At 44.7% G+C, this 15,528-nt stretch carries 10 protein-coding genes; 5 read left to right on the forward strand and 5 right to left on the reverse strand.

Annotated features, from left to right (window positions below; genetic code table 11):
* Positions 1–7: 7 nt before the first annotated feature.
* Positions 8–499 (reverse strand): cobalamin B12-binding domain-containing protein, encoded by a 492-nt coding sequence (locus ASULF_RS02560; RefSeq protein WP_015590136.1) that lies wholly within the window; start codon positions 497–499, stop codon positions 8–10.
* 26 nt (positions 500–525) lie between these two features.
* Positions 526–1,317: a hypothetical protein gene (locus ASULF_RS02565; protein WP_015590137.1), complete on the reverse strand. Its 792-nt coding sequence runs from the start codon at positions 1,315–1,317 to the stop codon at positions 526–528.
* Positions 1,318–1,368: 51 nt separating this feature from the next.
* Between ASULF_RS02565 and ASULF_RS02570 the strand changes: the two genes are divergently transcribed.
* The 3 genes from ASULF_RS02570 to dph2 all read left to right on the forward strand — a co-directional run bounded on the left by ASULF_RS02570 (position 1,369) and on the right by dph2 (position 5,447).
* A complete protein-coding gene (locus ASULF_RS02570) occupies positions 1,369–2,073 on the forward strand; it encodes a uroporphyrinogen-III synthase (protein WP_048098093.1) in 705 nt (234 codons plus the stop codon).
* Between the two features lie 134 nt (positions 2,074–2,207).
* On the forward strand, positions 2,208–4,451 hold the full coding sequence (gene ppsA, locus ASULF_RS02575; RefSeq protein WP_015590139.1) for a pyruvate, water dikinase: 2,244 nt from the start codon (positions 2,208–2,210) through the stop codon (positions 4,449–4,451).
* 18 nt (positions 4,452–4,469) lie between these two features.
* The gene (dph2, locus tag ASULF_RS02580; protein WP_015590140.1) at positions 4,470–5,447 is read left to right on the forward strand and encodes a diphthamide biosynthesis enzyme Dph2; all 978 of its coding nucleotides are present in this window, start codon (positions 4,470–4,472) and stop codon (positions 5,445–5,447) included.
* Between the two features lie 26 nt (positions 5,448–5,473).
* On the opposite strand, the gene ASULF_RS02585 is transcribed toward dph2, so the two are convergent.
* Positions 5,474–6,478 (reverse strand): sodium:calcium antiporter, encoded by a 1,005-nt coding sequence (locus tag ASULF_RS02585; protein WP_015590141.1) that lies wholly within the window; start codon positions 6,476–6,478, stop codon positions 5,474–5,476.
* Positions 6,478–7,731 (reverse strand): 3-isopropylmalate dehydratase large subunit, encoded by a 1,254-nt coding sequence (locus ASULF_RS02590; RefSeq protein WP_015590142.1) that lies wholly within the window; start codon positions 7,729–7,731, stop codon positions 6,478–6,480. Before ASULF_RS02590 ends, ASULF_RS02585 begins: the two co-directional genes overlap by 1 nt.
* A 697-nt stretch (positions 7,732–8,428) precedes the next feature.
* Here ASULF_RS02590 and ASULF_RS12100 point away from each other — a divergent pair.
* Positions 8,429–12,979 carry a DUF2341 domain-containing protein gene (locus ASULF_RS12100; RefSeq protein WP_015590143.1) on the forward strand — a complete coding sequence of 1,517 codons (4,551 nt, stop codon included), beginning with the start codon at positions 8,429–8,431 and terminating at the stop codon, positions 12,977–12,979.
* A 280-nt stretch (positions 12,980–13,259) separates the two neighbouring features.
* Here ASULF_RS12100 and ASULF_RS02600 read toward each other — a convergent pair whose 3' ends face one another.
* Entirely contained in the window at positions 13,260–13,832 is a 573-nt protein-coding gene (locus tag ASULF_RS02600) for a TFIIB-type zinc ribbon-containing protein (protein ID WP_015590144.1), read from the reverse strand.
* A 250-nt stretch (positions 13,833–14,082) separates the two neighbouring features.
* Here ASULF_RS02600 and gatB point away from each other — a divergent pair, with 250 nt between their 5' ends.
* On the forward strand, positions 14,083–15,522 hold the full coding sequence (gatB, locus tag ASULF_RS02605) for an Asp-tRNA(Asn)/Glu-tRNA(Gln) amidotransferase subunit GatB (RefSeq protein ID WP_015590145.1): 1,440 nt from the start codon (positions 14,083–14,085) through the stop codon (positions 15,520–15,522).
* Positions 15,523–15,528: the final 6 nt, after the last annotated feature.

Below are 15,528 nucleotides of genomic sequence, written 5' to 3' on the forward strand. Positions count from 1 at the left end.
ACTCACCTCAGCTAACCTTTTTTATTTTTGAAACACTCTCTCTGATGAAGGAGATGATTTCCTCGAGAGGTGTTCCTGGTCCAAATATCCCGGAAAATCCAAGCTCTTTTAGCTTGTCAACATCTTCTTTTGGTATAATTCCACCAATTAGCAGCACAACATCTTTGTTTGGCTCTAAACCCCTCTTCCTCAACTCCTCAATGATCATGGGTGAAAGCTCGAGATGAGCCCCGCTTAAAATGCTGAGTCCAATAACATCGACATCCTCCTGAAGGGCAGTTTCAGCAATTTCGGATGGAGTCCTTCTGATTCCAGAATAGATCACTTCAAAACCCGCATCCATCAAAGCTCTCGCAACAACCTTAGCCCCCCTGTCATGTCCGTCAAGTCCGGGTTTTGCGACAAGAACTCTAATCTTTCTCACTTTCCCACCTCCAGAATGAGCTTTAATTAACCCAAAATTGGAAATTTTGAGATAAATATCTTTCGAAATTATCATTAAGGATAAAAAAGAATTATTTAAGATTATTCATTAGAATAGGGCAGAGCAGAGCCTTCGGAGCGGGAGTAGAGAACTCCCATCATTGTGTGAAACAGTGTGATCACAAGAGGGAGTGCGAGGAATAGGGGTGGAAAGACTGCTGAGAGGGTGATAATCGGGAAGGAAATAACGAACCACGCGAAAAATGCCAGAATTACTGTAAATGAATTTCTCAGGAGGAAGGCTGAACCTCTGGCTACTGCATCAAACACTCCAGCATCTCTATCAACTATGGCGAACTTCGAGAATGTCAGAAGCAAGAAAATTATTGTCATTGAAATCGACATGTACGCCTCGCCAAGAATGGGAAAGTTTAGGTAATAGAGGATGAAGGATGGTGAGGACAGAGCTATAAGAATCAGAATTCCGAGCAGATCGATCTTTATTACTTTCATCGTGTTCAGATAGGCGCTCTCAAAGAAGTATCTTATGCTGGCATAACCCTCTCTAGCTATTTTAAGGGATGATGCTGTCAGTCCGGCAATATCGAACTCGTGGAGTATGAACACCAGAAAGCTGAACAGCAGGATTGTGGAGATGTTTTTTGTGAAGTCAGCGTAGAAAGCATCTCCCATTTTTTGAAGGACTTCCTTTTCGTTTAGCTCGCCTTTCTGGTATTTCATGCCTATCTCTTCGAAAACATCTCCAGGAATTACTGATATAAGTGAATAGGCTATGATCAAGTAGCCCAGGAAGATCAGGAGGTACACAGGAATATTTATCTGGAGGTTTTTGACGAACAGCGAGAATCCCTCTTTGATCAGATCGAGGCTCATGATTCCAGATTCAACACAAGTAATAAAAAACTTGGGACTGATAGTCTGAAAATGAAAGTTGCAATAATGAGGCCAGAGAAATACATCGATGAAACGAGAAAGATTCTCGAGGAGAATGGCTTTGAGATAATCTCAGCACCGTTTTTGAAAATTGAAGAGGTTGAGGTTGATATCTCAGAGAGTTACGATTATGTTATTGTCACCAGCCAGACCTCTGCCAGAATTGTGGTTGAGAGGTATCCAGAGCTTTTAAAGGGCAGGATAATCGCCATAGGCAGGAAAACGGCGAGTGTTTTTGAAGGTATGGGTGTGGAGAATGTGGAGACACCATCGAAGTTCGACTCTAAAACGCTCTACGAGGAGTTCCATCAGAAGCTGAGAGGTAAGAGGGTTGCCATTGTCAGAAGCAATATGGGCGATCCAGTACTGCTTAAGCTGAAAGAGTTCTGTGATGTTGATGAGATTGTGGTTTACAGAATAGAGTTTGAGCATGGAGACAAGCAGAGGGAATTTTTGAGGAGGGTTGCTGAAGGAGAGGCTGAGGCTATAGTCTTCTCTTCAAGAATGATGGTCAGGAGCTTTTTCTCTCTTGCTGAGAAGCTTGATCTGGTTGATGATGTTAAGAACGCTCTCAAGAAAATGAGGGTTGTTGCCATAGGCCCTCCAACCAAGAGTGAGCTTGAGAGGTACGGTGTTGACGCTGTGATGCCGGAGGAATATACATTTGAGGGTGTTGTGAGCATCTTGAAAAGTTGACTCGCTGAATTTCTGGTTTAGAGCTATCAGCCAAACCATCAGCTTCTGTGGGGTGAGAGTATTATAGATGAGTTCATGGAATTGATAAAAGGTCTTTTATTATCTTCGGGTAACCTACCTCCAAAGGTGAGACGATGGGCGTTCTCTGGTTTGATGAGATAGATAAAGATGATGTCCCCCTCGTGGGCGGTAAAGGTGCAAATCTGGGAGAGCTGTTCAGGAACGAAATTCCCGTCCCGAACGGATTTGTTGTTGATAGCAAAACATACAGACACTTTATCGAAGTCACCGGTATAAAAGAAAAGATCGAGAAGATGCTGGAAGGGATCGATGTTGAGGATACTGATGCTCTAACGAAAACCTCTCAGGACATCAGGAAGCTTGTTGAATCAACTCCGATACCTGAGGAGGTTGCTGAGGAGATAATGAACGCTTACAGAAAACTCTGCGAGGAGGAGGGCGAAAAAGTCTATGTTGCAGTCAGAAGCTCTGCTACCGCTGAGGATCTGCCTGGTGCGAGTTTTGCGGGACAGCAGGACACATTCCTTAATGTTGATGGTGATAGTCTCGTAGAGTATGTCCGAAAATGCTGGAGCAGTCTTTACACACCAAGGGCGATCTACTACAGGGTTCAGAAAGGCTTCAGGCATGAGGATGTCAGCATAGCTGTAGTCGTTCAGAAGATGGTGAACAGTGAAAAAAGTGGGGTTATGTTCACATCTCATCCTGTTACAGGAAAGCTTGAAACGATAATTGAGGCTGTATTCGGCCTAGGAGAGGCGATAGTCAGTGGTATGGTTACTCCGGACACTTATATCTTCGACAGGGAGAAGAGAAAGATCGTGGACATTAAGGTTGGAGAGAAGAATATCATGATAACCAAAAAAGACGGAAAAACTGTGAAGATCGAGCTTGACGAGAAGAAGGCCAAGGAGAGGGTTTTGAGTGATGAGGAGATAATAAGGCTTGTTGAACTTGGAGAGATCATCGAGGATCATTACGAGAATCCACAGGATGTTGAGTGGGCGATTGAGAAGGGCAAGATCTATATAGTCCAGTCAAGGCCCGTAACCACGATTCAGGCTGGTAGAGTGGTGAGCGAAGTAGAGGGAGAAGTTCTGGTTTCGGGACTTGGAGCATCTCCGGGGATAGCTACCGGTGTTGTGAAGATAATCGGAGATGAAAGGGAGATCTCGAAGATTCAGGAGGGTGATGTGCTCGTTACAAGCATGACCACCCCTGACATGGTTCCGGCGATGAAGAGAGCATCTGCCATAGTAACGGATGAGGGTGGTATGACCTGCCATGCGGCGATAGTCTCAAGGGAGCTTGGAGTTCCGGCAGTTGTTGGTACGAAGAATGCAACTAAGGTTCTGAAAGATGGCATGATTGTAACTGTTGATGGTGAGAAGGGACTGGTTTATGCCGGAGCGGTGAAGAAAGAGGAAAAGAAAGAAGAGAAGGTTATGGCCGTTGAAACCCCAATTCTGACGGCAACCGAGGTAAAGGTGAATGTTTCAATCCCAGATGCTGCTGAGAGGGCTGCAGCAACCGGTGCTGATGGTGTTGGACTCTTCAGAATCGAGCACATGGTTCTCGGTTTGGGTAAACACCCAATGCAGTACATCAAGGAGGGCAAGGTGGACGAGTACATCGAGGAGCTTTACAAGGGAATGAAGAGAGTTGTTGAAGCATTCTATCCAAAGCCGGTGTGGATCAGAACGCTTGATGCCCCAACAGATGAGTTCAGAGCCATGGAGGGTGGAGAGGATGAGCCGATTGAGGCAAATCCGATGCTTGGATTCAGAGGTATTAGAAGGGATCTTTTAGAGACCGAACACTTCAGGGCTGAGATGAGGGCTATCAAGAAGCTCATCGATGAGGGATTCACGAACATAGGAATAATGCTTCCCCTGATAACGAATGTTGAGGAAGTCAGGAAGGCAAAGCAGCTCATAATTGAGGAGGGCATACCTCTGAACAAGATAGAGTTTGGAATAATGGTCGAAACTCCAGCAGCAGCACTGATAATCGAGGATCTGGTTAAGGAGGGAATAGATTTCGTGTCTTTTGGAACAAACGATCTGACCCAGTACACAATAGCCGTGGACAGAAACAACGAGAATGTAGCATACCTTTTTGACGAAACACATCCAGCAGTGATGAAGCTGATCGAGATGGTCATAAAGGTCTGCAGGGAGCACGGGGTTAAGACATCAATATGCGGTCAGGCTGGAAGCTACCCGCATGTGGTGGAGAAACTCGTGCTGCTCGGGATAGACAGCGTATCAGCAAATCAGGATGCCGTTAAGGCTGTCAGGGAAACGGTTTACAGGGCTGAGAGGAAGATAATGCTTGATAAGCTTAGAAACCTCTGATTTTTTATTTTTTCGTTTATGACTCCTGGCATTACTGAAAGAATAGATTTTGATGGGATTTTTGAGGAATTAAAGAGAAGGAATGCTTTAAGGGTGGGATTACAGCTACCCGATGGCCTTAAGTTCAGGGCTAAGGAGATAGCAGATATATTCGAAAGCAGAGGATATGAGGTTATAATTTCTGGAAGCCACTCATTTGGAGCATGCGACCTTGATTTATCTCTGCTTGATGAGGTTGATGTTCTCGTGCATTTTGCCCACACGCCAATTTACGAGCTTGACATGGTCATCTATGCTCCCTATTACTATGAATACGATTTTGATAGGATATATGACATACTGAAAGAAACGGGGGAGAAAAAGATCGTTCTTGCTGGCACGGCACAGTATGCATGGAAGTTCGAAGAACTGAAGAGGTTTCTTGAGGAAAGGGGATTTGAAGTTAGCATAAATCCTGCAAAGCGCGTTAAGTTCAGGGGACAGGTGCTTGGATGCAGCTATGGAGCCTTGAGGGCTGAGGGTGCTATAGTTTATATTGGTGATGGGCTGTTCCATGCGTTCGGTGCTGGAGTTTATACTGGCAGGAGGGTCTATGCAATCAACCCCCTCAGCGGGGAACTCAGAGTTATAGGTGAGAGGGAAATAAACGATTTTCTGAAAGCAAGATATCTGGCGATTTCCAAAGCCATGGAGAGAATCGATGAAGGTGTGGGCATCATTGTGACATCGAAGATAGGTCAGAAACGAATTGCTTTAGCCAGAAAGCTCAAGAAAATGGCTGATAATGCGAATGTAGCATCTAAAATCCTCTTTTTTGATGACATCAGCCCTGAAAAGCTGGCAAACTTCAACTTTGGCGTTTATGTCAACACAGCATGCCCGAGAATATCCTATGATGACATCAGAAGATATGATAGGCCGATTATAACTCCGCAGGAGTTCGAGATAGTTCTCGGGCTGAGAAAATGGGAAGATTACGAGATGGATGAGATGTAGCTGATTTCTGGTGCGATCAGATATGATCAGATATGGTATATGAAGATCAGAACTGAGTACACTATGAAGAATACAAAGCCGACAATCAACCCCCACCATGGAACCCTCTGTTTTGCAACGAAGTATAGCAGGATTAGCGAGATCGCAGTGGTGCCGATAACGCTCATGTACGCGTGAACATCCAGAGTCCAGGATGTGAGCAGCAGACCCATTGCGGGATAGAATGTTGAGTACAGGATTTTCTCTCCTATTAGCGAGGCTATGCTGAGCGAATCCCTCCCTCTGAAACTCCATATCAGGGCACTGGCAGTCTCGGGTATGGCCGTTGCTGCTGGGATTATTATCAGAGCCAGCCCGAGAGGGCTGATGTTCAGCATTCTTGAAACCTCATCAACAGAGCTTACAAGCCCGTGTGAACCATAGTACAGCAGTATCACAGAGGATATTAGCTGGATAATCCCTCCAGCCTTCTGATTTGGGATAACTCTGCATGCGTAAGGCTCTTCGGCAGATTCGAGGGTCTCTCCCATCCCATTTTTGTACATGGTAAAGATGTAACTGACATAGATCAGGAAGAACAGGATGCCAAATAGTTTGTGGAATCCCAGAAACGCCGGAACCAGTGTTAAAGGAAAAGCAATGGAGACGACTGCGTAGGGTATAACGAGTTCTCTATCAACTTCAAGCACGAGATCATCTCTTCTCTTGAGATGGTAGCCCAGCAAAACGGATATTCCTACCAGTCCATAGGACAGGCTTGAGGCCATGAACGGCTGGCCGAAGACTGTACCGACACCTATGGCTTCTCCACTTTCCACGCCGGAAAAGAAAATGGCTACGAGGAAAACTATCATCTCCGGCAGGGATGTGAAGAGAGGGGATAGAATTGCGCCAACAAAAGAACCCCCAAGCTCGAACAGGCTTCCCAAGTACTCTATCGCATTGACAAAAAGTAAGGCTGCTATAAAAACAACAAAAATTTCTATCAGTATTTCAAAAACTGGCTCAAGCATTATGGGCATTGGGGGCATTACAGGAACTCCCGTGGATCGACGATCCTTCCCTTTATTGCAGAAGCTGCTGCTGTGGCTGGAGAACTCAGGTATATGAATCCCTCTGGATTTCCCATCCTGCCCTTGAAGTTTCTGTTCTGGGTTGAGAGGCAGACCTCTCCATCAGCCAGTATTCCCTGATGTATGCCCACACACGGTCCGCATCCAGGAGGCAGCACAACTCCTCCAGCCTCAACTATTGTTTTTAGTAAACCCTCCTCCATCGCCTTCAGGTAGATCCTCCTGCTTGCTGGCCCAACGATCAGCCTGATCTTTTTGCTCACCTTTCTGCCCTTGAGTATTTTGGCAACCACCCTCAAATCCGAGATTCTGCCATTGGTGCAGGTTCCTATGAAGACCTGATCGATCTCTGTGCCCTCAACCTCGCTTACCTCTGCAGTATTGTCAACATTGTGTGGCTTGGAGATCATCGGCTCTAAATCGGAAAGCTCATAGTAGAATTCCTTTTCGTACTCTGCATTGGCATCAGCTTTAATCTCTTTGAAATCGTCTGCTCTGCCCAGCTCAGCCAGATACTGTTTCGTAAGCTCATCCGAGGGGAATATCCCGGCCTTTGCTCCGCATTCCACTGCCATGTTGGATATCGTCAGCCTGCCCTCCACCTCTATGTTGTGTATGTCACCATCAAACTCCATCGCCTTGTATGTGGCTCCATCCACTCCCAAGTCTCCGATTATTTTTAATATAAGGTCTTTTGCGAACACGCCCTTCTCGAATTTCCCGCTGATGTTGAATCTGAAAACCTCCGGCACCCTGAACCAGTTCTTTCTGAGAAGGATCGCAACGGCAACATCCGTTGAACCCATCCCGGTTGAGAACGCTCCGATCCCACCATAGGTACATGTGTGTGAATCCGCTCCTACTGCAAGGTCTCCGGGCTTTACATATCTCTCAACCATTATCTGGTGTATTATCCCCTCTCCCGGTGGGTTGAAGTCCATTGAATGTTCTTCGGCAAAGTTCCTGATGAACTTCTGGTCGTTGCTGAGTTCTTTTCTCGGAGATGGTGAAGCGTGATCAACAAAGAAATGAGTTATCTCGGATCCTCTAATTTCTTTGGACATCTCCTTTACCTGCCTGATTGCGAGAGGAGCGGTCCCATCCTGGAGTGCTATCTGGTCTATCTCTGCGATGACAATATCTCCAGCCCTGACATCGCTGCCACTCTTCTCAGAGAAAATTTTCTCGGTTATCGTTTTTCCATCGGTCATACGATCACCTGAACCTTTGCTTAGCTATTGTTCTCGGTTAAAAAATCTTTTACCTAATTTTGAAAAATCCCATGCCAAAACTCGCCTTCGCACCAGCCCCCTGTAAGTTCACCTGTTAATAGAAATCTAAGTGCGTTTTTTATCAGGTCTGTGATTTTTTCACATTCGGAACTCTGGGTATCATTAATCCACTTAAACCTCAAAAAACTGTCTCCAAATCGAATCCTTATAGGTTAAACATCAAAACTCATATCCTAAAATCAGAATTATGGGCACCGTGATTCCCAGAACTGAGGTGCACGAAATATAAAAGAAGGGACGAACCCTCCTTTATGGAAAAAGGAAGGTTGGTAAGACTTCTCTCATAAGAAATTTCACTGAATACACTAACTTCTTCTTTGAAAGAGCTGGACCGACTTTGATGGAGAGTGATGGTAGCTTCAGGTCTATTGACTAACATTTAAATACGGTGAAGAAGAGGATGACTCCTGAAAATGGAGATCGAAAGGAAATACTTGGATGAAAAAACACAATAATTCAAAGAGAAGAAGAGTAAAAACTCCTAAAAATGGAGACCAAACGCTCAGATCTCGAGAGCAAAAGTAACGGTAGGAAACTATCTCAAAAATCCTGCTGAACCTACACTTTAGAAGAAACCAAAAAAATATTAAGAGCTATTTTTCTTATCGTATATTGGATGAAATCTTGGATGAAATTTTCTGGAGATGATAGAGCAGTTTCGGAACTTATCAGCATAATTTTAATGATAGCCATAACTGTTGGGGCTTTCTCGGTTATCGCAGTTAGCATATATTCCTTCCTCCAGACTCCTCCCTCAAAACATGCGGACTTCCAGGCTGAGAAAATAGGGGATGAGCTGGTAATATATCACACCGGTGGTGAGGAACTATCCGGTGATGACATCATCATTTTTGAAGCTGGCAGTATAAAAATTGAGAGAACGATAAACGATTGTCTGGCAGGAAATGGTTGTTATTTTTACGATGTAAATGACGATGGAAAGTGGAATCTTGGAGAGAAAATAGTATTCAAAACATCCGGTTATGAAAATGTTGGAGTGATGATTATCTCTGAGGAGGCAAATCAGGTTCTCTTCTCCATGCCCGCTGAAGCTCTTCCGGAAAAAGACCTTACGATCAGTTTGAAGGTTAGTAATGCAAACCCGGAGGTTAACGAGGAAATCACGATTTATGCTGATGTTATGAATGTTGGAAGTGAAGACATAAATGAAAGTTTTACAGTCAGATTTTACTATGACTCCATTGAGATCTACAATGAGATCATCAATGGTTTAACCTCCCAGTCAGTAGAGCATATAAGTTTCAGCTACACCCCAACAAGCACAGGGCAGCATGTAATCAAAGGAGTTGTGGATGCTGATGGAGCTATTGTGGAAGATAATGAGAACAACAATGTCTCAAGCAAGACTATTAGCGTTAGTGAGCCTGCGAACAATCCACCAGTGGCAGCATTCACTTACACTCCGGCGACCCCACTGGTTGGAGATATTATAACCTTCAACGCCTCTTCGAGCTACGATCCAGACGGAGATAAAATCACAGACTACATATGGGATTTCGGAGATGGAGATACTGCTACGGGTGTTGTGACGACTCACTCTTACTCCTCACCCGGAACCTATGATGTGACGCTGACGGTTTACGATGAAAGAGGTGGTGTGAATTCAACTACGGTAGCTATAGAGGTTATCGAGTCGATCTGTGAACTCCCCGGCTGGGACTACAGAAAGGCCATCACAATAACCAACCAGAACAGCTTCTCCCTGACAGACTACCAGATCAAAATAGAACTCAACTCCTCCAACTTCGACTTCACCAAGGCAAACTCAGATGGATCAGACATCAGATTCACAGAATCCGATGGATCGACCTTCCTCAACTACTGGATAGAGAGCTGGGATCCCTCCAATCAGACAGCCACCATATGGGTTAAAGTCAACATCCCTGCAAGCACATCCAAGACCATCTACATGTACTACGGAAACAGCTCAGCAACCTCCATGAGCAACGGAGACTCAACGTTTGTGTTCTTCGATGATTTTGAAGGTACATCTCTCAACACGACCAAGTGGGCAACGAACACAGACACCTATCAGGTGGAAAATGGAGCAATCAGGTTGTGGGGCAGCTGGAATGATGGAGCGTACCTGAACACAAGAGACAGCTTCAGCGGAAGTTTTGTTGTTGAGGGTAGATGGAGATTGAGTACGACTTCCAAAGATGTGGATCTTGCTGTGGTATTCGCGGAATACAGCAACTCCTACATGTGGGAATCAACATCCATAACCTGTACCTATGACAGCCAGAGCACATCACGCCCGTATTACCAGAAAGATCTGAATGTGAAAGGTACACATGTGGATTGGGGTCCGGAGATAGAATCTTCAGACTGGCAGAAGTTCAGGATAATCTTCACACAATCCTACATAAACTACTGGGACTCGTGGAGTGCGGAGAACTCTGCCAAACCATCCCTTGAATACTCTGGCAGCACATTCAGCACGTTCTATCTCGGAATTGCTGCTGATTCTGACAGCACAAGCAGATACGGGTACATAGATTACATTTTCATGAGAAAGTATGTTGAAAATGAACCATCTGTGGTTATATCTGCCACCGAAACTGACTGTACTGTGCCATCCCCAACAGCCGATTTCACCTTCACCCCATCAACCCCCCAGGTAAACGAAGAAATAACCTTCAACGCCTCATCCTCAACCCCATCAGAGCCAGGAGGAAGCATAACCAACTACCACTGGGACTTCGGAGATGGTAATGTAATAGACACGACATCACCAACAATAACCCACACCTACTCTTCAGCCAACACCTACAGCGTAACGCTGACAGTCACAGACAGCCTTGGAAGGCAGGACTCAGTAACCAAGCAGGTGGAGGTTTTGGAGGCAAGTGTTTGTGAACTTCCCGGCTGGGACTACAGAAAGGCCATCACAATAACCAACCAGAACAGCTTCTCCCTGACAGACTACCAGATCAAAATAGAACTCAACTCCTCCAACTTCGACTTCACCAAGGCAAACTCAGATGGATCAGACATCAGATTCACAGAATCCGATGGATCGACCTTCCTCAACTACTGGATAGAGAGCTGGGATCCCTCCAATCAGACAGCCACCATATGGGTTAAAGTCAACATCCCTGCAAGCACATCCAAGACCATCTACATGTACTACGGAAACAGCTCAGCAACCTCCATGAGCAACCCGGAGAAGACGATGTTCCTGTACGAGAACTTCGAAAGCGATCCGGGTAATCTGTATGGTGATGCCTACTATGATTCTGCTAACAGGTATGTCGTGCTGACCCGACCACTAATATTTCAGACTGGATATATGGTCTACAATTCCGTTCCAACAAATCCAACTGGCTTTTACGCCAAATTCTACTTCAAATCCGGTGGAGGGAGGGGGGCGGATGCTCTGTGGATGGGAGCATATGACACAGACTACACAGGCACGAGAGAGGACATTGTAGATGGTGGATACCACTTCACATATGATGAGTACAACGATAGAATAGCGTTTACAAAAAGCACAACCGATAACGGAGCCCCGATAGCATACTACTCGATAGATGGATCTCAGATAGCCAACTTGGAGTGGCATCTGGCAGAGATTTACTTCTGGTATGATGGAAAAGCAAATACGAGAATATACCTCGATGGCTCTGAAGTAGCTTCATCCTCAGATACGAACCCGCAGATCAATGTCATTAATGGTGTGGGCAAGATAATCTTTGGTGGAAGAACCGGTGCCCTGACGAACTACCACATAATCGGTAATGGTTTGCTGTACATCGCTAAATATACACCTAATGTTGGCTATACAATAGAAGATGCTGACACTCAATGCCTGCCATCCCCAACAGCCGATTTCACCTTCACCCCATCAACCCCCCAGGTAAACGAAGAAATAACCTTCAACGCCTCATCCTCAACCCCATCAGAGCCAGGAGGAAGCATAACCAACTACCACTGGGACTTCGGAGATGGTAATGTAATAGACACGACATCACCAACAATAACCCACACCTACTCTTCAGCCAACACCTACAGCGTGACGCTGACAGTCACAGACAGCCTTGGAAGGCAGGACTCAGTAACCAAGCAGGTGGAGGTTTCTGAAACACTCTTCGATCCAGGATTTGCTTATGAAGATGTCAATGGCAACCTTATGTATGATCCGGGAGTAGATGTCCAGATACTGGCTTCTGAAATACAGGATGGTGTTTATGATGCTGGTAGCAATGGACTTGTGATACCTCCGAGTGTCGGGGATATAACTGCAAGCAGTATTTACTTCAAAGGGAGAGATGTCGTTGTATCTGTAGATCTTACAGCAAGCAAAGGTGTTGAGATAATCGGAAGTGATAGTGTAGATATAACCGGTGTATCCGTCTCTTCTACTAACTACAATAGGGATGTGGTTATACAGGCAGGAAAGATACTGGCGAATGGTACAGATATAACAGCCCACGGGGAAGTTTTTTTGAAAGCCACCAATATATACATCTCAGATTCGACAATAGATACTTCCTCAGAGTACAATATGAAAATATCGATAGATGCCACCAATTATGTCTTCGCAAACAATGCCACTCTGAAGTCTCAGGCTAAGATAGATCTCGGCGGAAATTCGCTGTCTGGAGATGGTATGAGTATCGACAACAGCAAGGCATATGACATGAAAGTGAATATTGTGTTTCTGGAGGACATTTCACTCAACAATGCCAATATAGTATCGCAGGGTGTTGTTACGATAAATGCTGGAACCCAGCTAACCGCATCTGACATCAAGATCGACAACACCAAGGCATACAACAAGAAGGTTGAGATATACTCGAGTGGAGACCTCAATATTACCGGTGGAGAAATCCGCTCGAAAGGAAATGTCCTGATTCAGACATATGGTGGAGATCTGATAGCTAATGCTATTCATGTAGATTCCTCTGGTGCATACAGTAAAGATATAACTTTCAAGGCTGAAAACGATATCTATCTAAATTCTAGCAAGTTGGTCACAAATAAGGGAGATCTTAAAGCAAAGGTCACTGGAAGTCCTGCAAGTCAGAGGACAGTTTATGTGGATCAGGCAGAATTTTATGATAAAGACAATAAGCTGGAGGTATCACCCAAGAGTGTAAAGGTTGTTGGAACTCCTAAGCATGGGGGTATTAAGTATAAGTAGTTTTTTATCATTTTTTAACTTCCACCAAGATCACAGAATCGTTGAAGTCGACTGCTGGTTGTATTATAGATTTGTAGGATCTCTATATTTGCCCTGCCGTTTCAGTTCAGATCTGTTCTAAGAGCTGGATCCTTTTACTAAATACCTATGCAGTACCGGGCAGAGTACTTCCGAACTCCCTTTATTCAGAGTAACTTCAAAAGAGAATAACCAGATTTTTCAAAGACAAGATGCATCATATTTCAATAACTCGGGTAATTTATGAGAAAGGAATTGTCCATTATAAATCCATTTCAAGCTTTTTTAACTGTTCCATTTCCTTTTTGATCAGGATGATGGAAAGTATGTCGACTGCGGCTACCATTGCCAGAAGTCGCCACTCGCCGTAGATGATGTAAATATAGAGTATGCCCAGATTTACCAACACAAGCATTGGTGTCAGAAGTGCCAGTGCAAACTTTAAAGACAGCCTCTTCTTCTCAATGCTGGGCTTGGATAACTGAACAACATATTTTGCTCTTTTCAGGTCGGACCATATCACTGAAAAAACAATCATGAATGCGGCTAAATAAACCAGCTCAGGATTGATTTCCATCAGGAAATCTAGATCAAACTTTTTAATGAGGTTTCCGCCTTTTGCAGCATCATCGGCTATAATAAACAGAGGTAGTGCCAAGAAGAGGATGATTTCTCTCAACCGCTTCTCCAATCTTTTATGCTCAGCTTTTACCTTGATCCACCTTCTGCAGGATGGACATTTGTTGTAGTACCCTCCTGACCTTCTGTAACTGATTTCAGCTATCCTCCACCACCACGGAAGTCTTGTTCCACAATTGGGACATCTAAGCTCCATACAATCACCCTCGTTTGGATCGGCTGTGGATGATATGATTTATTCAAAGGGAATTTTGGTTTATTTATAAGATGTTTGCTCAAGTGATAGGTTCTTGCAGGTTGTAGTGTTAGGATGCATTAACCCCAATGTCTGAAACCTCCATGGTCATGTGATCTGCAGGTTACGAGGCTGAGAAAGTTTGGCTCGCTGTATAACCCTTTAACCTCACAACAGAAAACTTTTATTTACCCCCTTCCAACGCACTTCTATGCAAACATTGGAGCAAGAAGTGGTAATCGGTCTGGAGGTTCATGTTCAGCTAAACAAGCTCAACACGAAGCTCTTCTGTTCATGCTCAACATCATATCACGAGGATGAGCCGAACACTCATGTCTGTCCTGTATGCCTCGGATTACCGGGGGCAATGCCGGTCATAAATAAGGAGGCTGTTAAATTTGCCGTGAAAACAGCCCTGGCTTTGAATGCTGAGGTTCAGCCGTTTACAGTTTTTGACAGGAAGAACTACTTTTATCCAGACCTTCCGAAAGGATTTCAGATCAGTCAGTATGATAATCCCTTAGCACTGGGAGGATATGTTACAATAGAGACAGATTCCGGAGAGAAAAAGATAACCCTCAAAAGGATACACATGGAGGAAGACCCGGGCAAGCTGAGCTATAAAGGATCGATAACAACTGCAAAGTATTCTCTGATAGATTACAACAGATCCGGAATGCCCCTCCTGGAGATAGTTACCGAGCCGGTCATGCACTCCCCCAAGGAGGCGAGGGAATTCTTAAACAAGCTGAGGATAATCCTCGAGTATCTGGATGTGTTCGATGGCTCGCTTGAAGGTGCGATGAGGGTAGATGCTAACATATCGCTGAAGGGTGGAGGGAGAGTTGAGATCAAGAACATATCGTCATTCAAAGGTGTTGAGAGGGCTTTAACCTATGAGATAACGAGGCAGAAGAACCTGCTGAGGAGAGGAAGGAAAGTCGAGAGAGAGACAAGGCATTTCGATGAGGCGAACAACATAACCGTATCGCTCAGAACTAAGGAGGAGGAGCAGGACTATAGATACTTCCCGGAGCCGGATCTCGTGCCGATATATACAGCGGAGATAGTTGAAGAGGTTAAAGGACAGATACCTGAGATGCCGGAAGAGAAGAGGGATAGGTTCATCTCTCAATACGGTATATCTTTATCTAAGGCCAAGATACTCGTTCTCGATCCCAAGATGGCGGATTACTTTGAGGAGGTAGCATCAAAGGTCGATTCAAAAAAGGCAGCGAGATGGATCGTGGATGTCCTGAGAGGGGAGTTGAACTACAGGGATAAGGACTTCAGATATGCGTATGAGAGATTTCCTCCTGGGGATATGGTCAGGGTTATAGAGTATCTTGAGAATGAAAAGATAACCGACAAATCTGCTGTGGAAATCATAAGGACGAAGCTCGATCATGGTGGAGATGTTGATGGCATAATTCAGGAGAAGAACCTGTTTGCGATTGATGAAGAGGAGGAGATTTTAAATCTCTGCAGGAAAGCTGTGGAGGAAAATCCGAAGGCTGTTGAGGACTATCTCAGCGGAAAGAAAAATGCCATCAACTTTTTGGTTGGTCAGGTTATGAAAGCTACCAAAGGCAGGGCGGATCCTGCAGAGTGCTTCCAGATAATTAAGAAAATCATCGATGAAAAAAATTAGTAGGAT

Source organism: Archaeoglobus sulfaticallidus PM70-1, assembly GCF_000385565.1.
GTDB lineage: Archaea > Halobacteriota > Archaeoglobi > Archaeoglobales > Archaeoglobaceae > Archaeoglobus_A > Archaeoglobus_A sulfaticallidus.